This is a genomic window from Kribbella sp. CA-245084 (assembly GCF_050942355.1).
Lineage (GTDB): Bacteria > Actinomycetota > Actinomycetes > Propionibacteriales > Kribbellaceae > Kribbella.
The window spans coordinates 4,449,055-4,465,002 of the sequence record NZ_CP192053.1 but is presented as its reverse complement, the minus strand read 5'-3'; the positions used below and the strand labels follow the sequence as shown (position 1 = coordinate 4,465,002).

24 protein-coding genes are annotated in these 15,948 nt (G+C 66.6%); 11 read left to right on the top strand and 13 right to left on the bottom strand.

What is annotated here, in order from left to right:
• Positions 1 to 24: 24 nt before the first annotated feature.
• Together ACQPYH_RS21455 and ACQPYH_RS21450 are read right to left on the bottom strand one after the other, a co-directional pair.
• Positions 25 to 789, bottom strand: coding sequence for a class I SAM-dependent methyltransferase (locus ACQPYH_RS21455; protein ID WP_432894009.1), 765 nt, complete (start codon positions 787 to 789; stop codon positions 25 to 27).
• A gap of 33 nt (positions 790 to 822) precedes the next feature.
• Positions 823 to 1,647: a GNAT family N-acetyltransferase gene (locus tag ACQPYH_RS21450; protein ID WP_432894007.1), complete on the bottom strand. Its 825-nt coding sequence runs from the start codon at positions 1,645 to 1,647 to the stop codon at positions 823 to 825.
• A 121-nt stretch (positions 1,648 to 1,768) separates the two neighbouring features.
• On the opposite strand from ACQPYH_RS21450, the gene ACQPYH_RS21445 reads away from it, so the two are divergent.
• The 3 genes from ACQPYH_RS21445 to ACQPYH_RS21435 are packed head-to-tail and all read left to right on the top strand — an operon-like array spanning position 1,769 to position 3,715.
• Positions 1,769 to 2,098 (top strand): YciI family protein, encoded by a 330-nt coding sequence (locus tag ACQPYH_RS21445; RefSeq protein ID WP_432894005.1) that lies wholly within the window; start codon positions 1,769 to 1,771, stop codon positions 2,096 to 2,098.
• Between the two features lie 52 nt (positions 2,099 to 2,150).
• Positions 2,151 to 2,474 (top strand): YciI family protein, encoded by a 324-nt coding sequence (locus tag ACQPYH_RS21440; RefSeq protein ID WP_432894003.1) that lies wholly within the window; start codon positions 2,151 to 2,153, stop codon positions 2,472 to 2,474.
• Positions 2,471 to 3,715, top strand: coding sequence for an RNA polymerase sigma factor (locus ACQPYH_RS21435; RefSeq protein ID WP_432894001.1), 1,245 nt, complete (start codon positions 2,471 to 2,473; stop codon positions 3,713 to 3,715). Before ACQPYH_RS21440 ends, ACQPYH_RS21435 begins: the two co-directional genes overlap by 4 nt.
• Here the strand turns inward: ACQPYH_RS21435 and ACQPYH_RS21430 are convergent.
• From ACQPYH_RS21430 to ACQPYH_RS21420, 3 genes are read right to left on the bottom strand one after another with little or no spacing between them, the layout of a single operon-like run.
• Positions 3,686 to 4,417 (bottom strand): DUF3626 domain-containing protein, encoded by a 732-nt coding sequence (locus ACQPYH_RS21430; protein WP_432893999.1) that lies wholly within the window; start codon positions 4,415 to 4,417, stop codon positions 3,686 to 3,688. The two genes, ACQPYH_RS21435 and ACQPYH_RS21430, sit on opposite strands and share 30 nt — an antisense overlap.
• The gene (locus tag ACQPYH_RS21425) at positions 4,417 to 4,902 is read right to left on the bottom strand and encodes an NUDIX domain-containing protein (RefSeq protein ID WP_432893997.1); all 486 of its coding nucleotides are present in this window, start codon (positions 4,900 to 4,902) and stop codon (positions 4,417 to 4,419) included. The genes ACQPYH_RS21430 and ACQPYH_RS21425 overlap by 1 nt, the downstream gene beginning before the upstream one ends.
• Positions 4,903 to 4,907: 5 nt before the next feature.
• Complete coding sequence (locus ACQPYH_RS21420) at positions 4,908 to 5,303, bottom strand: tautomerase family protein (protein WP_432893995.1); 396 nt, start codon at positions 5,301 to 5,303, stop codon at positions 4,908 to 4,910.
• Positions 5,304 to 5,361: 58 nt separating this feature from the next.
• Here ACQPYH_RS21420 and ACQPYH_RS21415 point away from each other — a divergent pair, with 58 nt between their 5' ends.
• A complete protein-coding gene (locus ACQPYH_RS21415; protein ID WP_432893993.1) occupies positions 5,362 to 5,832 on the top strand; it encodes an NUDIX domain-containing protein in 471 nt (156 codons plus the stop codon).
• Here ACQPYH_RS21415 and ACQPYH_RS21410 read toward each other — a convergent pair.
• Positions 5,803 to 6,549, bottom strand: a complete 747-nt coding sequence (locus ACQPYH_RS21410; protein WP_432893991.1) for an SAM-dependent methyltransferase — start codon at positions 6,547 to 6,549, stop codon at positions 5,803 to 5,805. The genes ACQPYH_RS21415 and ACQPYH_RS21410 overlap by 30 nt on opposite strands.
• A 91-nt stretch (positions 6,550 to 6,640) precedes the next feature.
• Here ACQPYH_RS21410 and ACQPYH_RS21405 point away from each other — a divergent pair, with 91 nt between their 5' ends.
• Together ACQPYH_RS21405 and ACQPYH_RS21400 are read left to right on the top strand one after the other, a co-directional pair.
• Positions 6,641 to 7,072: a MarR family winged helix-turn-helix transcriptional regulator gene (locus ACQPYH_RS21405; protein WP_432893989.1), complete on the top strand. Its 432-nt coding sequence runs from the start codon at positions 6,641 to 6,643 to the stop codon at positions 7,070 to 7,072.
• Between the two features lie 96 nt (positions 7,073 to 7,168).
• Positions 7,169 to 7,726 (top strand): cysteine hydrolase family protein, encoded by a 558-nt coding sequence (locus ACQPYH_RS21400; RefSeq protein ID WP_432893987.1) that lies wholly within the window; start codon positions 7,169 to 7,171, stop codon positions 7,724 to 7,726.
• Here ACQPYH_RS21400 and ACQPYH_RS21395 read toward each other — a convergent pair.
• Entirely contained in the window at positions 7,723 to 8,550 is an 828-nt protein-coding gene (locus tag ACQPYH_RS21395; protein WP_432893985.1) for a phosphotransferase, read from the bottom strand. The genes ACQPYH_RS21400 and ACQPYH_RS21395 overlap by 4 nt on opposite strands.
• Positions 8,551 to 8,620: 70 nt before the next feature.
• On the opposite strand from ACQPYH_RS21395, the gene ACQPYH_RS21390 reads away from it, so the two are divergent.
• Positions 8,621 to 9,553, top strand: a complete 933-nt coding sequence (locus ACQPYH_RS21390; RefSeq protein WP_432893983.1) for an aldo/keto reductase — start codon at positions 8,621 to 8,623, stop codon at positions 9,551 to 9,553.
• Between the two features lie 42 nt (positions 9,554 to 9,595).
• Here the strand turns inward: ACQPYH_RS21390 and ACQPYH_RS21385 are convergent, their stop codons facing one another.
• From ACQPYH_RS21385 to ACQPYH_RS21375, 3 genes are all read right to left on the bottom strand, one after another.
• The gene (locus tag ACQPYH_RS21385; protein ID WP_432893981.1) at positions 9,596 to 10,144 is read right to left on the bottom strand and encodes an isochorismatase family protein; all 549 of its coding nucleotides are present in this window, start codon (positions 10,142 to 10,144) and stop codon (positions 9,596 to 9,598) included.
• 58 nt (positions 10,145 to 10,202) lie between these two features.
• Positions 10,203 to 10,424 carry a DUF1905 domain-containing protein gene (locus ACQPYH_RS21380; RefSeq protein ID WP_432893979.1) on the bottom strand — a complete coding sequence of 74 codons (222 nt, stop codon included), beginning with the start codon at positions 10,422 to 10,424 and terminating at the stop codon, positions 10,203 to 10,205.
• A 68-nt stretch (positions 10,425 to 10,492) separates the two neighbouring features.
• Complete coding sequence (locus ACQPYH_RS21375) at positions 10,493 to 11,443, bottom strand: helix-turn-helix transcriptional regulator (protein WP_432893977.1); 951 nt, start codon at positions 11,441 to 11,443, stop codon at positions 10,493 to 10,495.
• 132 nt (positions 11,444 to 11,575) lie between these two features.
• Here ACQPYH_RS21375 and ACQPYH_RS21370 point away from each other — a divergent pair, with 132 nt between their 5' ends.
• Positions 11,576 to 12,499, top strand: coding sequence for a helix-turn-helix transcriptional regulator (locus ACQPYH_RS21370; RefSeq protein WP_432893975.1), 924 nt, complete (start codon positions 11,576 to 11,578; stop codon positions 12,497 to 12,499).
• Here ACQPYH_RS21370 and ACQPYH_RS21365 read toward each other — a convergent pair.
• The gene (locus ACQPYH_RS21365) at positions 12,481 to 12,915 is read right to left on the bottom strand and encodes an N-acetyltransferase family protein (protein WP_432893973.1); all 435 of its coding nucleotides are present in this window, start codon (positions 12,913 to 12,915) and stop codon (positions 12,481 to 12,483) included. The two genes, ACQPYH_RS21370 and ACQPYH_RS21365, sit on opposite strands and share 19 nt — an antisense overlap.
• Before the next feature lie 95 nt (positions 12,916 to 13,010).
• On the opposite strand from ACQPYH_RS21365, the gene ACQPYH_RS21360 reads away from it, so the two are divergent.
• A complete protein-coding gene (locus ACQPYH_RS21360) occupies positions 13,011 to 13,916 on the top strand; it encodes an LppU/SCO3897 family protein (protein WP_432893971.1) in 906 nt (301 codons plus the stop codon).
• A gap of 4 nt (positions 13,917 to 13,920) precedes the next feature.
• Here ACQPYH_RS21360 and ACQPYH_RS21355 read toward each other — a convergent pair whose 3' ends face one another.
• Positions 13,921 to 14,346: a nucleoside deaminase gene (locus ACQPYH_RS21355; RefSeq protein WP_432893969.1), complete on the bottom strand. Its 426-nt coding sequence runs from the start codon at positions 14,344 to 14,346 to the stop codon at positions 13,921 to 13,923.
• Entirely contained in the window at positions 14,336 to 15,184 is an 849-nt protein-coding gene (locus ACQPYH_RS21350; protein WP_432893967.1) for an LLM class flavin-dependent oxidoreductase, read from the bottom strand. Before ACQPYH_RS21350 ends, ACQPYH_RS21355 begins: the two co-directional genes overlap by 11 nt.
• A gap of 93 nt (positions 15,185 to 15,277) precedes the next feature.
• Here ACQPYH_RS21350 and ACQPYH_RS21345 point away from each other — a divergent pair, with 93 nt between their 5' ends.
• Positions 15,278 to 15,745, top strand: a complete 468-nt coding sequence (locus ACQPYH_RS21345; RefSeq protein WP_432893965.1) for an Lrp/AsnC family transcriptional regulator — start codon at positions 15,278 to 15,280, stop codon at positions 15,743 to 15,745.
• A gap of 12 nt (positions 15,746 to 15,757) precedes the next feature.
• Positions 15,758 to 15,916, top strand: coding sequence for a hypothetical protein (locus ACQPYH_RS21340; RefSeq protein WP_432893963.1), 159 nt, complete (start codon positions 15,758 to 15,760; stop codon positions 15,914 to 15,916).
• Positions 15,917 to 15,948: the final 32 nt, after the last annotated feature.

Below are 15,948 nucleotides of genomic sequence, written 5' to 3'. Positions count from 1 at the left end.
GACGGCAGCTCATCCCGGACGTGCCTATTGGCTGGGAAGTGGCCGGACCTTGAAGATTAGGATGCCGAGGTGCTTGTTCATCCACGCCTGCTTGTGGGGGTAGCGGCGTCGGGTGTCCTCGGGTAGTTGGGGCTCGAGCGCGGTGTCGATCCATAGCCCGGCCGCGCTGAACTCGTTGATCAGGTCGGAGATTGTGTAGGCGCGCTTGGTGAGGGTGATTTGGTTGTTCCAGCCGCTCAGGTAGGAGAACGGGGCGGTCGAGAAATACTCTTCGCCCAGGGAGGTGCCATTCTGTTCGGACCGTTCGACGGCGTAGCGGATTGGCTGCGTCCTGGTCAACAGGATGAATCCGTCGTCGGTCAGCATTGCGCGCGCTGCCTGCAGGGTGCGGACCGGATCTTTCGCGTATCCGAAAGACTGCAGGAACAAGATCCGGTCGAACCTGCGACCGGCGAGCCCAGGCAGAGAATCCAGCTCAGAGAGATCTCCTCGAATGAACTCCAAGCCAGGCGGCGGGTCACTGAGGAAGTTGCCACTGAGATCGACACCTACGGAGGCCGTCGCACCGTCTCCGACCAACTCAGCCAGCTTGCCGCCGTTGCCACAACCGACGTCGAGCACTGATCGTCCGGCGACATCACCCAGGAGGTTTCGCTGCGCAGGCCACTCGACAAGCCGATCCAGCGAGTTCTCTCTGGCTCGGGCGCGCTCGTAGTCCGGAGAAAGTTCGAGCCACGGCTGGCTCGGGTCTGCAGGAGCGTCCACCTGTGAGTCGTCTGCCATCGCCATGAGACAGACCTTAGTCGCGACCGTGCGGACGGATTACCGGAGACCCCCGCTGTGGACGTGAATGTGGAGGTGTTTGGAATCCTGGTATTCACCGAGGTTCGTCAATACCGCGGCTGCCCCAGTCGTTCTCTCGGTCTCCCCCGCGATCGATTGAACAACCTTGAATAACCGGCGCATTACCTGCTCGTCCGACGAATCCACTGTGGTGAACGACGCAATGTGCTGCTTCGGCACGATGACGATGTGCGTCTCCCAGAACGGCCGCGTGTGATGAAACGCCAATACCAATTCATCCTCGTGTACGACGTTGAGCCGGCTCGGATCAGGAATCGCCACATCGCAGTAGAAGTCAATGCCACTGTAATGAGGGGCTGACCACACCCCCAGCCATTGTTCGGCGTCGTATTCGTGGAAGCGGGTTATTTCGCTGAAGCCGAGTTTCTCGGCGAGACGCAGGGACGGGGCGTTGGCGGTTTGGGTCGTCAGTGCCACGGTCTCGCCGGGACGGGTGGTGGCGAACCAGTCGAGCGCGGCGGCGCAGGCCTCGGCGGCGTACCCGTGGCCCCAGGAGGTGGGCAGGAACAGGTAGCCGAGCTCCGTGGACGCCGCACCCGGTCGGCTCGGGTCGCGCGGGTCCAGCGTGACCATGCCGATCATCTGTCCGCCGAGCTCGACGACGAACAGGCCGGGGCGCGTCTCGGGCGTCTCGGGGACGGCGCGTTCGAGTTCGTCGCGGTCTCTGGGGCCGCCGATGTACGTGCCGACGTCGGGCGACGTGAAGAGTTCGATGACCGCCGTACGATCCCGGGCCACGGGTTCACGCAGTACAAGCCGCTCGGTTCTGATGGGGTCGGTCATGGCGGGCAACCTACCTCTCCCCCGGCGGCCCGGAAAGTTTCTTCAGCGAAGATTGTCGGATCGGCGTGCAGACGTTCGTGGAAGGGGTGAACGAGCGCCACGACTGAGGAGCTGATGCGGGATGCAGTACCTGATTTCTGTGATCGACGACGAGAGCACCGCGGACGCGGCGGACGGTTCGGGCGACGTCGGCGCGTTCAACGAGCGGCTCAGGGCCGACGGGTACCTGGTGTTCGTGGCCGGCCTCGACTCCCCCGCGACAGCCGCCGTCGTGGACAACCGCGGCGACGCGGCCATCTTCACCGACGGGCCGTACCTGGAGTCGAAGGAGTACCTCGGCGGGCTCTGGATCGTCGAGGCGCCGGACCTCGACGTCGCGCTCAAGCTCGCCGCGGAGGCGTCACGGGTCTGCAACCGCAAGCTCGAAGTACGCCCGTTCGCCGACGAATGAATCGCGGACCGGATACCGTTTCCGAAGAATTCACCACGGGAGATGATGTGTGATGCAGTTTCTGGTTTCTGTGCTCGACGACAAGAGCAATTCGGCCACTCCGGAAGAGATGACCGCCATCACGGAGTTCAACGAGCGGATCATCGCCGACGGCAACTGGGTCTTCGCCGGCGGTCTCGCGGCGCCGAGCGCGGCCACGGTCGTCGACAACCGCGGCGGCGAGGCAATCTTCACCGACGGGCCGTATCTGGAGTCGAAGGAGTACATCGCCGGCCTCTGGATCATGGAGGCGGCTGACCTCGACGCGGCCCGCGAGCTCGTGACCGAGGCGTCGAAGGTGTGCAACCGCAGGCTCGAGGTGCGGCCGTTCCTGTGAGCGATGTCCAGGAGACGATCACGCGGGTCCACCACGAGGAGTGGGCGCGGGTGGTCGCGTCCCTGACCAAGCGTTTCGGCGACCTCGACGTCGCCGAGGAGGCCGCCGCCGAAGCGTTCGCGACCGCTGTCGAGCGCTGGCCGGACGTCGGCGTACCCCCGAACCCGGGCGCGTGGCTGACCACCACCGCCAACCGCAAGGCCATCGACCGGCTCCGTCGCGAGAACAAACGCGACGACAAACACAAGGAGGCTCAGATGTCGTACGACGACCCGCCCGAGCCTCTCGGTGTGATCGATGACGAACGCCTGCGGCTGATCTTCACCTGTTGCCATCCGGCGCTCTCGATGGAGACCCGGGTCGCGCTGACGCTGCGCATGGTTGGCGGTCTGACCGTGCCCGAGATCGCGCGTGCGTTCCTCGTGCAGGAGACCGCGATGGGGCAGCGGATCACGCGGGCGAAGGCCAAGATCAAGGCGGCGCGGATCCCCTATCGCGTTCCCGATACGGAGGATCTCCCCCGGCGCGTGTCCGGCGTACTGACTGTGTTGTTCATCGTGTTCAACGAGGGCTATCTGGCGACTGGCCCGGATACGGATCCGGTGCGGCACGAGCTGACGTCGGAGGCGATCCGGCTGACGCGGCTCATTCGCGCTCTGATGCCGGACGACGGTGAGGTGGCCGGGTTGCTGGCGTTGATGCTGCTGACCGAGGCTCGTCGTACGGCGCGGGTATCCGCGAGCGGCGAACTGGTGTCCTTGGACGAGCAGGATCGTGGCTCGTGGGACGCGGCGATGGTGGCCGAGGGGCATCGGCTGGTGCGCGAACGGTTGGCGGCCGGGGTCGCTCCGGGGCGGTACCAGATCCTCGCGGCGATCAACGCCGTACACACGTCTGCACGGGATGTGCGTGACACGGACTGGTCGCAGGTGGTTGCGCTGTACGGGCAGCTGGTTCGGGTGGATCCGTCGCCGATCGTCGAGCTCAATCGGGCGATCGCGGTGGCGGAGCTGGACGGGCCGGAAGTTGCGTTGGCGACGGTTGACCGGCTGTCGGAGAAGTTGGACGGGTACCACGCGTACCACGCGACGCGGGCGGATCTGTTGCGGCGGATGGGTCAGAGCCAGCAGGCGCGGGCGGCGTACGACAAGGCGATCGAGCTGGCCGGCAACACCGCCGAAACGGCGTACCTCACCCGCCGCCGCGACCAGCTAGCCACCGGCCCTTCCGAAGCGAGCTAAGCAATGCCAGACCTGCTTGATGGGTTGCCCATGGTGTCCGGCGTGCCCGAGTAGCTCAGGCGTCAACTCCGGGCCTAGCGTGCGCGCGAGGTCGACAATGTGCTGGCCGCGGTACGCCGGGTCAAAGTCGTCGGCTGTGGCGCGAAATCCCGGGTGATACTCGACCGCGCAACCGAGCCTTTGTGCGGTCTCCTCGACCCGTGTGCCGATGAAGGACGGGTCGAGGACTAATGCGTCCACATGGGTGTCGAAGCGTACGTCGCCGTGGACGTGCGCTTCGACGTAATCATCAAGGTCGTCGCTGCCGGACTCGTCTGCCAGCCGGCACAAATGCTCCAGCAGACTCTTGTCGCCGAAGTGCTCCGGATCCCGTGCAGAATCCGGAAAGCAGAACGTCGACCGGTCGACCGCCTCAGGCTTCAGTCGAAAGTACGACGACCCGAAGCGGATCCCGCCGCCGTAAACATCCTCCCGCCGATTCCACACTCCATAAACGGGCCGCGCCACCGGATCCTGCTTGTCGTACTCGCGCGCGAACAACCGGCTCTCCCACCGCCACCGGTCACCGCCTTCGAAGGCCGTCAATCCCCCATTAGAAACCCCGGTAACAAACTGCGACCGATAAAACCCATCGCCCCCCATCGACTCAATCACCATCTGATTCCCATGCGGCCAATTGGGATGGAAATGCAGGGTGATCATCAGAGCGGTCCTGTCACGTGTCCGGCGGCGTCGATCATGATGAACCGCAGGTCTTGATCGTGTCGGCCCGCGGCCAGCCAGTGGGTGAAGGCGACTGCGGCCGTCGGTGGCATCTCGAGCGTCGAGGGGTCCATCGTCAGCTCGAACCAGCGGAGATCGCCCTCGGTGCATTCGGTGGGGATGGGTGATTCGGGGCGCAGGTCGGCGGTGAAGTAGTACGTCGTACGCAGCTCGGTGCTGGTGTCCCGCATCGCGACGTACCGGAGGCTGAAGTTGTCGAGGTGATCAGCGGCGATCCCGATCTCCTCGTGGAGTTCCCGGAGCGCGGCCGCTGCCGGATCGTCAAGTTCGCCCGCTTCCACGTGGCCGCCGATGCCGACCCAGGAGTCCGCAATCGCGCGGGATCCACGGCGATACAGCAGAAGAGCCCTCCCCTGACGAACCAGGAAGACCGACGTCAGGTGGCGGGTCGCTCGTAGCGTCATCTGGGTCAGACGTTGATGTTGAAGCCTAGGTCCAGGTCGGAGGCTGGGTGGCCACCGCGGAGGCCCCAGTTGTGGGTGGGGTGGTCTCGGATGAGGATTGTCACGTGATCTGCGGGGATGTTGAGGGGCTTCAGGTTGGCGATCATCTGGGTGTAGAGCGTGCGCTTCGCGTCGAGTGAACGGCCGGCGAAGCAGTCGATGGTGATGAGGGTGAAGTACTCCGGCTGAGTCAACCGCGGCGAGCAGGCGAAGCGGTGTGGGGCGTGAACGACGAGGCGGACATCCTTGTCCTGCGGTGGAATCTGAAAGCCGGTGACGACGGCGTCGTGCACGGCGTCGATCAGTGCGACTTCGTCCGCCTCGGAGTACTCCCGGCGTACCTCGATCATCGTGCTTGGCATGCGACGGATCCTTTCACTGGCGCGAATATGTCGGTGGCGGCGACCACACTGCTGCCTCATGAAGATCCCACGAGGTGCCGCGGTCGTCGTCGAGGCCGGCAAGGTCCTGGTCGTGAAGCGCTATCTGCGGCTCGAGAGCTCCGCCGAGTGCGTGATGTGCGAGTACGCCGACGTCCCTGGACCGCAGTGCGACGGCCATCGGTACGCCGTACTGCCCGGCGGTCACGTCGAGCCGGGTGAGTCTGCCGCGTACGCCGCCATCCGTGAACTGCAGGAGGAGACGACACTTACCGCGAGCGCGGCTCGGCTGCTGTGGACGGGGACGCACAACGGGCGGCCGGCGTACTACTTCCTCGCGACCGGCGTGAGCGGCGTACCGCGACTTTCCGGTGATGAGGCTGTCGAGCATTGTCCGACCAATCATTTCGAATTGCGCTGGGTCGATGCGCGAGATCTGGACGACATTTATCCGGCAGATCTACAGAGCCGTCTAACCGAGTTAATTGAGACGGGCGACCAGGCGGGTTAATCCGAGTAGGTTGCCTTGGTCGGCTTCTAGTAGTTGTTCGTCAGGTTTGTAGCCGCGGTCCAGTTCGGCGCAGGTTTTTAGCCAGAGGAGCCAGTCGGACCAGCTGTTGGGGAGGAAGTCGGCGGTTTGGACGGTGACCAGGTTGGTGCGTTGCCAGAGTTGGTGCCACCAGTCGGGTGGGAGCCAGGTGCAGAGGTCGGGTCCCCAGCGGGTCTCGAGGTACGGCGGGAGCGTGAGGGCGGGCGCTGTACGGATGCCGGGGACGACGACGCCGAGCGTGCCGCCGGGGCGGAGGAACTGGGTGACGTAGGCGAGGTAGTCGGCGCCGGTGCCGAAGTAGTTGAAGGCGCCGATGCTGACGATCGCGTCGAAGAAGTCGTGCGCGAACGGGAGTTTGTGCGCGTCGGACTGGACCGGGTGGACGCGGTCGGCGGCGCCGGCGTCCTGGATTCGTTGCCAGTTCTCGGTCGGGTCGACCCAGAGGTCCGTCGCCCAGACCTCCACGTCGTACTCGCGGGCGAAGAAGATCGACGTTAGCGCCGTACCGCAGCCGAGGTCCAGGACCCGCATGCCGGGCTCGAGCGTCATCGCCTCCATCAGACCCTCCGCGCTCCAGAGCGGATGCGGGCCCATGAGGTTGTCGACGATCCACTGCGGGTCATAGGTGTTCGACCGCGGATACCGGTCGAGGGTGAGCGCATCGAGTGCGGAGGACATGGGGTGACGATGCCAGCGTCCCGGAGCGCCGACAACGGAGTTTCTCAACCCAGGTAGTTACGACGAATTAATTAATGTACCGTAAGCACCTGTGACCACACCTGCTGAGGACGCGGCCGCGCTCCGGCTGATCGTGGGCCGTATCGCCCGCAAGCTCCGCGCCGCGAAGAAGGTCGTGGGCGACCTGGCTCTGTCCGAGTCCTCCGTGCTGGCCCGGCTGGAGAGCGACGGCCCGGCCTCCCCCAGCGCACTGGCCGAGCAGGAGGGGGTGCGCCCTCAGGCCATGGCGGTCACTCTCGCAGCTCTCGAGGAACGCGGACTGGTGAGCCGCGAGCCGCATGTCGCCGATCGCCGTCGCGCGGTGATCGCGATGACGGCCACGGGCCGCAAGATGGCTGCGGATCGGCGTTCGGTCTCCGGCCAACGCCTGGCCAAGGCCATCGAGGAAGAGTTCAGCCAAGCGGAGCGCCGCGAGTTGCAGCAACTGATGACGTTGCTCGAGCGGCTCTCGGAGCGGCTGTGACCACCCAGCAGGACAGCAGGACCGACCCGCGCTACAAGTGGGCCGCATTGTCGAACACCACCATTGACGCCATGAAGCCTGAAAGGACCGTCGAATATGGCGAACACAGCTCTTCTCGTGATGGACGTACAGCAGGTGATCGTGGCGCGTATCGCCGGTGAGACCGACTATCTGGTCGGCCTGCGTCGCGCGATCGACGCGGCGCACGCAGCGCAGATCCCGGTGATCTACGTGGTCGTCGGTTTCCGCGCCGGCCATCCGGAGATCAGCCCCCGCAACAAGTCGTTCAGCGCGATCTCGAGCGGCCACGGGATGGCCGACGACGATCCGAACCTCGCGATCCACCCGGACGTCGCCCCGCTGCCCAGCGACATCGTGGTCACGAAGAAGCGGGTCAGTGCCTTCACGGGCAGCGACCTCGACGTGGTGCTCAGGTCGGGCGACATCGACAGTCTCGTCCTCACCGGGTTGGCCACCAGCGGCGTCGTACTGTCCACGCTGCGCCAGGCGGCCGACCTGGACTTCCGGCTGACGGTGCTCGAGGACGGCTGTCGCGACTCCGATCCCGAGGTCCACCGCGTGCTCACCGAGAAGGTGTTCCCGCGGCAGGCCGATGTCGTGTCGATCGACGAGTGGGTCGCCAAGATCGGCTAGCTGATGGCCTCCGCGATCATGCGGTGGCCCTGTTGCTCGAAGGGCTCGTCGCCGACCTCGTAAGCCCAGATGCAGGTGTTGACGGCCTCGCGGAGTTGGGCCCGGTGCCAGACGTCCGGCTCGCGTGGGTCCGAGCCGTAGCCGCTCAGGAAGGCAGTCTCCAGCTCGGGGTTCGAGCGGAACTGCTGGGCGGCGAGCCGGGCGAGGTCGGTGTACGGCGGGCGGAGGTCGGCTCGGCCGAAGTCGATGACGCGGATGGTGCCGTTGTCGGTGAGCCAGTTGCGCGGCTGCCAGTCGCCGTGGGTAGGTACGAGAATCGCCGGCGGCGTTGGCCACCCGGCGATCTCTGCCCGCAGACGCTCGGTCAGCTCGGGCGCGATTCGGTGCTGCTTGCCGAGGTTGGCGAGCGTTCGCCGGTTCTCGCGGGATTCATAGCCGTCGTCGGGTACGGCGGATTGCTGGTGGAACTGCGCCAGCAGCTCGCCGGCCTCGTCGTACGTCGCGGGAGCCCATTCGGCAGGCGTGCCCTGGACCAGCTCTCCCGGCAGGAACCGTGTCAGGAGGAGCTTGGCGTCGTCGTCGGCGTGGACGAACTGGGGCGCTCTCCCGCGCGAGGTCCACGGGGTCAGCCAGTTGCGGTGGGCCCGTATCTCGCGCGCGAGGTGGTGATCGGCCTCGTCGCCGGCCTTCGCGATGTAGCGCTCGCCGTCGAGCCTGAGCTCGAGCACGAGCGTGCCGATCAGACCCCAGCTGTGGTCCTTGACGAGCTCGGCCGACGGCAGCCAGGCGTCAAGGAGAATTTGTTGTCTGTCAGTGAGTCCCACGCGCGCAGAATAACGCAGAAAAACTGCGGGAAAGGTGGACGAATGTCCTTCGAGGATTTATCCTGGCCGAATGCAGAATTCACAGGTAAATACGTCTCTACCATTAAACCTATCATCGGGAATTGCGGAAAGCAAGTCCGACGAATTCTGGCAGCTCGGGGACGTTGCGGTACGGCGGATCGGCTTCGGCACGAAGCGGCTCGCGGGAGCCGGCGGTGACGAGGCCGACCTGCAGGAGCGAGCGGTCGCGCTGCTGCGGCACGCGGTCGAGCTGGGCGTGAACCACATCGACACCGCGGCGTTCTACCCGAGTCACGGCGCCGCGGGACAGACGTCGTTCGAGAGCCTCGACTGGGCGAACGACGTGATCCGCCGCGCGCTCGCGCCGTACCCGGACGAGTTTGTGCTCGCGACGAAGGTCGGGCCGACGGAGGACGGACTGGCGCGGCCGGACGAGTTGCCGGCGCTGGTGGAGCGTGACCTCCGGGCGCTCGGAGTGGACGTGCTGGATCTGGTCAATCTGCGGCAGCACGGGATGAAGTCGATCGCGGAGCATTTCGGCGTTCTTGCCGAACTGCAGGCGAAGGGCATGATTCGGCACCTCGGTGTGTCGAATGTGCGGGTGCAGCATCTCCAACAAGCGCGGGAGATTGCGCCGGTGGTTGCGGTGCAGAACCGGTACAGCGTGGGATTCGGGCGGGTGAACGACGAGATTCTGGGCGTGTGCGGTGAGCTGGGGATCGCGTTCGTGCCGTTCTTCACGCTGACCGCGGAGTCGCGGGAGGCCGGCGGGGTGCCGGAGTCGGCGGCCGTGCAGGAGGTCGCGGATCGCCATGGCGCGACGCCCGCGCAGATCCGCTTGGCGTGGACGCTGAGCCGAGGCGCGCACGTCCTCGCGATTCCGGGCACTTCAAGTCGGCACCACTTGGAGGAGAACCTGATGGCGGGCGGCATCACCCTCTCCCCCGACGACTTCGTCGTACTCGACGCCGTCTCGGGCTGAGTCAGTGCGCCGGGGCGGCGGCAAGCGTCGCCCCGGCATCGCCTAGAAGGTGACCTCGTCGGTGCTCTGCACGGCCGCGGTGCGGCCCGGCGCCTGGTGGTATTGCCAGTACAGGTTGGTGTGGGCGATCACCTTGTCGGGCGTCGGAGCGCCGTACTCCGAGAGGTTCTCGGTCGTGTGCGCGTCGCCGACCAGCGTGACGTCGTACCCGCGGACGAAGGCGCCGTGGATCGTGGAGCGGATGCACTCGTCGGTCTGGGCGCCGCTCACGATCAGGTGGCCGATGCCTGCGCGGGCAAGGACGTCCTCGAGGTCGGTCGCTTCGAAGGAGTCGGGGAACGTCTTGTGGACAAGCACCTCCGAGCCGTCGCGGGACAACTCCGGGACGAACTGCCACTGGTCGCTGTCCTTGACGAGGTTCTCGCTCGAGTGCTGGACCCACACGACGGGCACGCCGCCGGCGCGAGCCTTGCCGACCAGCGTGCTGATATTCGCCACGACCTGGTCGCGCTCGTGCGCCTCGGCCACGACACCGTTCTGTACGTCGACCACCAACAAGGCCGTGTTCGGCCGATCAGCCAGCGTTGACATGCCCGCTACCTCCGCATCTTTGACGTACGGCGAACGCTAGACCCGACCGCCGACAGTTTCAGGTCCGCAGCCGCAACCGCACGGTCGGCACGTCACCGTCGTCGAGATCCTCGGCCCGCCGCACCGAAGCCTTCACCGGCAGCAGATACCGCCCGTCCTTCGGAAACATCGACGTATCCCACGCCGTCCCGCCGATCTCCGCGACGACCGGGATCATCCCCCACCCATAACTGACAAAGCTCGACTCAGCCTCGAAGTACGCACACTCCTCATCCGGCACCGTAATGAAGTACCAAGGCGCCGGCCCCCGCCAATACCAAATCTCCCCAGCAAACTCGACCTCGTCCATCACGCCTCGAGGGTGCTTGCGGTGATTAGGCGTTGGCCTAGGGCTTGGGAGGCGGCTTGGATTTCGGGGCTGCCTAGGATTTGGTAGGGGGCTTGGATGGCGGTTAGGTGGGCGGCGTACCAGTCGGGTTCGTCGGTGCTGGCCAGGAGGCGGGTGTGGGTTTCGTCGATGGGCTCGAGGCGGCCCATCGAGCGTGGGATCCAGCAGGCGGCGTCGGCTCGGGGGGCGTCGATCAGGACCTCGATGGGGTACTTCCAGCCGAGGGCCAGGTGTTCCTCGACGGCGGCCAGGGGGTCGAGGTCGGGTGGTGGGGTGAAGTCCTGGGTGAGGGGCTCGACCTTGGTGACCTTGTCGACGCGGAGGACGCGTTGGGAGTCCTTGGCGTGGGACCAGCACAGGAGATACCAGCGGCCTCGGCGTACGACGACTGCCCAGGGGTCGACCTCCATCGGCCACTCGTCGTGGTGGCGGCGGTAATGGATGCGGACCTGCCGGCACTCGGTGCTGTACGACACGAGGGCGGCGGTGATCTCGGGCTCCGGCGTACGGGCGCCTGGGTCAGGCCCGCGGGCGCTGACCCGGCGGATCGCGTCGGTGGAGCGGGCGATCTGCTCGGGCAGCACGCGGATGATCTTGCCGAGCGCGTTCTCGACCGGGTCCGCGGCGCCGCGCGGTCCTTCCAGCACCGCCATCACCAGGCCGAGCGCCTCGGTCGTGCTGAACATCAGCGGCGGCAGGCGGAGTCCGCGGCCGACGCGGTAGCCGCCGTACGGGCCGCGGACGGACTCGATCGGGATGTCGGCCTCGCGCAGGATCGCGACGTACCGGCGGGCCGCCCGTTCGGAGACGCCGAGCTTGTCCCCCAACTGGTCGGCGGTAATGCCGGGGCTGTTCTGGATCAGCTCCAGGACCATCAAGGTCCGGGCTGTCGGGCTCACGTCGTACGCCATCGCTCACCATTCCGGAAGGTGTCCGTCCGGAACTGAGGCTAGCGCGCACGTCCGACAGAAAGACAGTAGTGCTCATGACCTGAGCAGTTTGTCTGCGACGATCGGAGTGTGCGCGCAGATCGATTAGTGGCGGTGCTGTTGCTCATGCAGGCCCGCGGCCGCGTGACCGCAGCCGACGTCGCGCAGGAGCTGGAGATCTCGGTCGCGACCGCGCGCCGGGATCTCGAGGCGTTGTCGACGGCCGGTATCCCGGTCTATCCACAACCCGGCCGCAACGGCGGCTGGCAACTGGTCGGCGGCGCTCGCACGGACCTGAGCGGGCTCACGGCAACGGAGGCGCAGGCGCTGTTCCTCCTCGTCGGTCCTGCGGCGTCGATCGCACCGGAGGCGAAGGCGGCGCTCCGCAAGCTGGTGCGCGCGCTGCCCGACACCTTCCGCGAGCACGCCCAGGCGGCGGCCGAGGCGGTCGTGATCGATCCGGCGCGCTGGGGTGCCCACGTGAAGGAGCAGCCCGAGCTGGTACGCAGCCTTCAAGATGCCGTCGTACGACGGAACCGGGTGCGATTGGTCTACTCCGGCCGCGGGCACGAGACGTCGGAGCGGATGGTCGATCCGCTCGGGCTCGTCGACAAGGACGACGTCTGGTACCTGATTGCCTGGACCGATCGGGGCCAGCGAACGTTCCGGATCGACCGCGTGGTCGCGGCTCAGACAACGGACGAGACGTTCGAGCGACCGGACGGGTTCGACCTCTCGACAGCCTGGGGCGAGATCGTCGAGCGGATGGAGGAACGGCGATCGGGGCTGACGGCAACGGTCCTGATGGACCAACGGCACGTCTGGGTGATGCAGGACCGCTTCGGCCGCAACTGCGAGGTCGATGGGACGGACGGCGATCGGGTCCGGCTGAAGATCACCGCACCCACTCCACTGATGATCGCCCAGGAACTGGCCGGCTGGGGCGGGTCGATCGAGGTGCTCGACCCGCCTGAGGTCCAGGCCGAACTGGCTCGTCTCGGCCGCGAGCTCACCGATCGCTACAGCGGGATCAGGTAGAGGATGAAGCCGCGGTTCTCGGCGACCTGGTCGTAGAGCCGGCGTGCGGTCGCGTTGCTCTCGTGCGTCGACCAGTAGACCCGGCCGCAGCCTCGCTCGCGGGCCCAGTCGGTAACGGCCGCTATCAGCGCTCGTGCCGCACCCTGGCCGCGTGCCTCGGGAGCGGTGAACAGGTCCTGGAGGTAGCAGGAGTCGGGTGCCGTCGTACTCGCGTGGGTGAGGAAGTGCGTGATCCCGACGAGCCGTCCGTCCAGCCGGGCGCCGAGTGCGTGGATCTCGGTGTCCTGCTGGAATCTGGTCCATGCCTGGTCGTAGAACTCGTCCGGCATCGTGCGGCCGTAGAACTCGTTGTAGCCGGCGAACAGTTCCTGCCAGGTGTCACGGTCGGTAGAGGTCAGGGGGCCGATGGTGAGCATGCGGGGCACTGTGGCATATGAACGGCTGAATGGACCATTGGTGTGAGTAAGGTGCCATGGTTCAGCGTGTCCCGACCGAGCCTCAGGAACCATTCGTGACCACATCCCCTCCCCAGCCGCCGCAGAACCCGTACCCAGGTCAGCCGGCCGGCTACGGTCCGCCCCCGCAGCAGTTCCCGCAGTACACCCAGCCTGACCAGCAGCAGCCGGGCCAGTACCCGGGTCAGCAGGATCAGCAGCCGGGCCAGCAGCAGTACCACGGCCAGCCGTACCAGCAGCCGCAGCAGCCCCAGCAGCAGGGTCAGTTCCCGCCCGGGCAGTACCCGAACCAGCCGCAGTTCGGCCAGTCGTTCCCGCAGCAGGGCGCTCAGCAGTCGTTCGCGCCGCAGGGCCAGATGGCGTGCCGGTTCTGCGGTGGGTACCCGGCGGTCGAGGCGACCGTGCGCGGGCACCAGGGCCTGATCATCCTGATGCGCTTCCTGAAGCTGCAGGGTCCGTTCTGCCGCACCTGCGGGATCGCGTCGGTCCGCGACATGACCTCGAAGAGCCTGTGGCAGGGCTGGTGGGGTGTCGGCTCGTCGATCATCAACCCGATCACGATGCTGATGAACATCGGCCCGATGCAGAAGTTCAAGAGCCTGCCGGAGCCGCAGCCGGGCCCGGGCCGGCCGATGAACCCGGGCAAGCCGCTGTTCCAGCGTCCGGCGATCCTGATGCTGCTGGCGCCGGTCGCGGTGATCGCGCTGATCGTGTTCGCCAACCTGAACTCGACCGAGGCGAAGGCCAACGTCGGCGCGTGCGTGGTGAACAACGGCACCTCGAGCAGCCCGGACGTGAAGGTCGTCGACTGCACGTCGTCCGAGGCCGAGTACAAGATCGTCGGCAAGATCGACGACTCGACCGACGACAGCCAGTGTGACCAGTTCGAGGGCGCCGAGGCGTCGTACGTCTATGAGCAGGGCTCGACGAAGTACACGCTCTGCCTCACCCCGGTGAAGTAGCAGTTCAGACGTAGTACCCGTCCACCGGCACGCGTGCCTCGTCGTACAGCGCAGGTCCTTCCTGTGGTACGGCGGGGAAGCTGCCGGTGGGCTTCAATCCGTCGAGCTGCTCGCCGGAGAGCGCGTAGACCACTCGGCCGAGCCCGGAACGGGCGAGCGCGCCGGAGCACATCCCGCACGGTTGGCAACTGGTGTACATGGTCGTGTCGGCCGCGGCCTCGGGCGACAGGTGCTGTGCGGCCCAGACGGCGAGCTTCAGCTCCGGGTGGAAGCTGATGTTGCCTTCGCTGATCGTCGTGTTGTGGTCCTCGGCCAGCACGGTCCCGTCCGGGCCGACCAGCAGCGAGCCGAACGGCGGGTCGCCCCCTTCGCGCGCGGTCGCGGCCAGTGCGATCGCGCGGCGCAGGAATCCTTCTGCTTCAGGTGTCACGTCGTCTCCAAGAGTCTCTAGTTGTCGCGAGTGCCTGCCAGGCCGTCTCAGGCCGTTCCGTCTCGGCGGGGTCGCCCTGATAGGGATCGAGTACGACGCTCTGCGCGCCGAGCTCCCGCAGTACCTCAAGATCACTCATCACCTGCTCGACCGTGCCCTCCCCCGCGACGCGATCGTCGTCCGGTAGGGGCTTGTCCGTCAGCCGGAGCAGGATGCGCGGCGCGAACCCGGGAACCGGCTGGTCGAGCGACGCCGCCATGGTCCGGAGCTGATCCAGCCCCGAGCGCATCTGGTCGATGCGTTGACGCAGCGGATGCCACGCCATACCAAACCGTATGGTACGGCGAAGTGCCGCGGCGCTACTCCCACCGACCCAGATCGGGATGTCGCAGCCGCCGTAGTCCGCTGTATCGGCCCACGCGCGCCGGAGTTCCGCCAGCAGTTCGTCGGTGTCGCGTCCGCGCCGGGCATGGTCAGCGCCCAGCGCTTCGAACTCCTGGCGCGCCCAGCCGACACCGACGCCGAGCACGAGCCGGCCGCCGCTGAGCTGGTCGAGGTTCGCCGCCATCCTTGCCACGAGCAACGGATGCCGGTACGGCGCGATCAGCACCGTCGTCCCGAGCCGGACCCGCTCGGTGATGCCGGCCAGCCAGCTCAGCGTCGTGAACGGCTCGTAGAACGGCGCCGGGTACTGCTCCGCCACATCCGGCGTGATCACGACATGGTCGGACACCATCAGCAGGTCGTACCCGAGTCCTTCGACCACGCGAGCCCAGTCCCGCAGCCGCGCCGGATTCGTCCCCGGGCCGAAGTTCGGCACGTTCACTCCAAGTTCCACGCCCTCAGGCTATCCAGGCAGCCACCACGTTCTGAAGAGATTCCTCCCGGCGTACGACGCATCCCGCCGGGGAATCGCCGGTAGATTTGGCATGTGACCGAGACTCTCGATTCGACCGACTGGGCGATCCTCAGCGAACTGCAGGAGGACGCCCGGATCTCGCTGACCGAGCTCGGCCGGCGGGTCAGCCTGAGCGCGTCGGCGACCACCGAGCGGGTCCGCCGCCTGGAGTCGATCGGTGTCATCACCGGTTATCGCGCCGAGGTCGACCTGACCAAGGTCGGCTACCCGGTGCTGGCCGTCGTACGGCTGAAGTACCCGGGCAACAAGCACGAGCCGCTGCACCGGCTGCTGGCCGAACGGCGCGAAATCCTCGAGTGCCTGCGGACCACCGGCGACGACTGCTACACGTTGAAGGTCGCGGCGGCGTCGATGCCGCACCTGGAGGAGCTCGTCAACGAGCTGACCGACTTCGGCAGTACGACGACCAACCTGGTCTACTCGCAGACACAGCGCTACCGCGGACCGGAAAAGCCGGTGGCCGAGTCCGCCCGGGAATGAGAGCGTTGCCGGGTGCTGACCGTCCTGGGGATCGACGTCTCGCCTGACCTGCTGGAGCGATGGGTGGACTGGCTCGCGCCCGACGAGCAGCCGTTCTTCGTCACGAAGAAGCAGGCGACCACCTGGAAGCTCGACCCCCGACGACCGCGAGCCAACGCCGCAGGACCGTGACACCTACCGGACCTACAACATCGACCGGCGGG

Excerpts from the sequence above, each read along its gene's own strand:
- ACQPYH_RS21450 (WP_432894007.1), bottom strand. The coding sequence starts at position 1,647 with ATGACCGACCCCATCAGAACCGAGCGGCTTGTACTGCGTGAACCCGTG.
- ACQPYH_RS21420 (WP_432893995.1), bottom strand. The coding sequence starts at position 5,303 with ATGCCAAGCACGATGATCGAGGTACGCCGGGAGTACTCCGAGGCGGAC.
- ACQPYH_RS21410 (WP_432893991.1), bottom strand. The coding sequence starts at position 6,549 with ATGTCCTCCGCACTCGATGCGCTCACCCTCGACCGGTATCCGCGGTCG.
- ACQPYH_RS21365 (WP_432893973.1), bottom strand. The coding sequence starts at position 12,915 with ATGCTCACCATCGGCCCCCTGACCTCTACCGACCGTGACACCTGGCAG.
- ACQPYH_RS21415 (WP_432893993.1), top strand. The coding sequence starts at position 5,362 with ATGAAGATCCCACGAGGTGCCGCGGTCGTCGTCGAGGCCGGCAAGGTC.
- ACQPYH_RS21455 (WP_432894009.1), bottom strand. The coding sequence starts at position 789 with ATGGCGATGGCAGACGACTCACAGGTGGACGCTCCTGCAGACCCGAGC.
- ACQPYH_RS21445 (WP_432894005.1), top strand. The coding sequence starts at position 1,769 with ATGCAGTACCTGATTTCTGTGATCGACGACGAGAGCACCGCGGACGCG.
- ACQPYH_RS21385 (WP_432893981.1), bottom strand. The coding sequence starts at position 10,144 with ATGTCAACGCTGGCTGATCGGCCGAACACGGCCTTGTTGGTGGTCGAC.
- ACQPYH_RS21375 (WP_432893977.1), bottom strand. The coding sequence starts at position 11,443 with ATGGCGTACGACGTGAGCCCGACAGCCCGGACCTTGATGGTCCTGGAG.
- ACQPYH_RS21440 (WP_432894003.1), top strand. The coding sequence starts at position 2,151 with ATGCAGTTTCTGGTTTCTGTGCTCGACGACAAGAGCAATTCGGCCACT.
- ACQPYH_RS21390 (WP_432893983.1), top strand. The coding sequence starts at position 8,621 with ATGCAGAATTCACAGGTAAATACGTCTCTACCATTAAACCTATCATCG.
- ACQPYH_RS21425 (WP_432893997.1), bottom strand. The coding sequence starts at position 4,902 with ATGACGCTACGAGCGACCCGCCACCTGACGTCGGTCTTCCTGGTTCGT.
- ACQPYH_RS21400 (WP_432893987.1), top strand. The coding sequence starts at position 7,169 with ATGGCGAACACAGCTCTTCTCGTGATGGACGTACAGCAGGTGATCGTG.
- ACQPYH_RS21430 (WP_432893999.1), bottom strand. The coding sequence starts at position 4,417 with ATGATCACCCTGCATTTCCATCCCAATTGGCCGCATGGGAATCAGATG.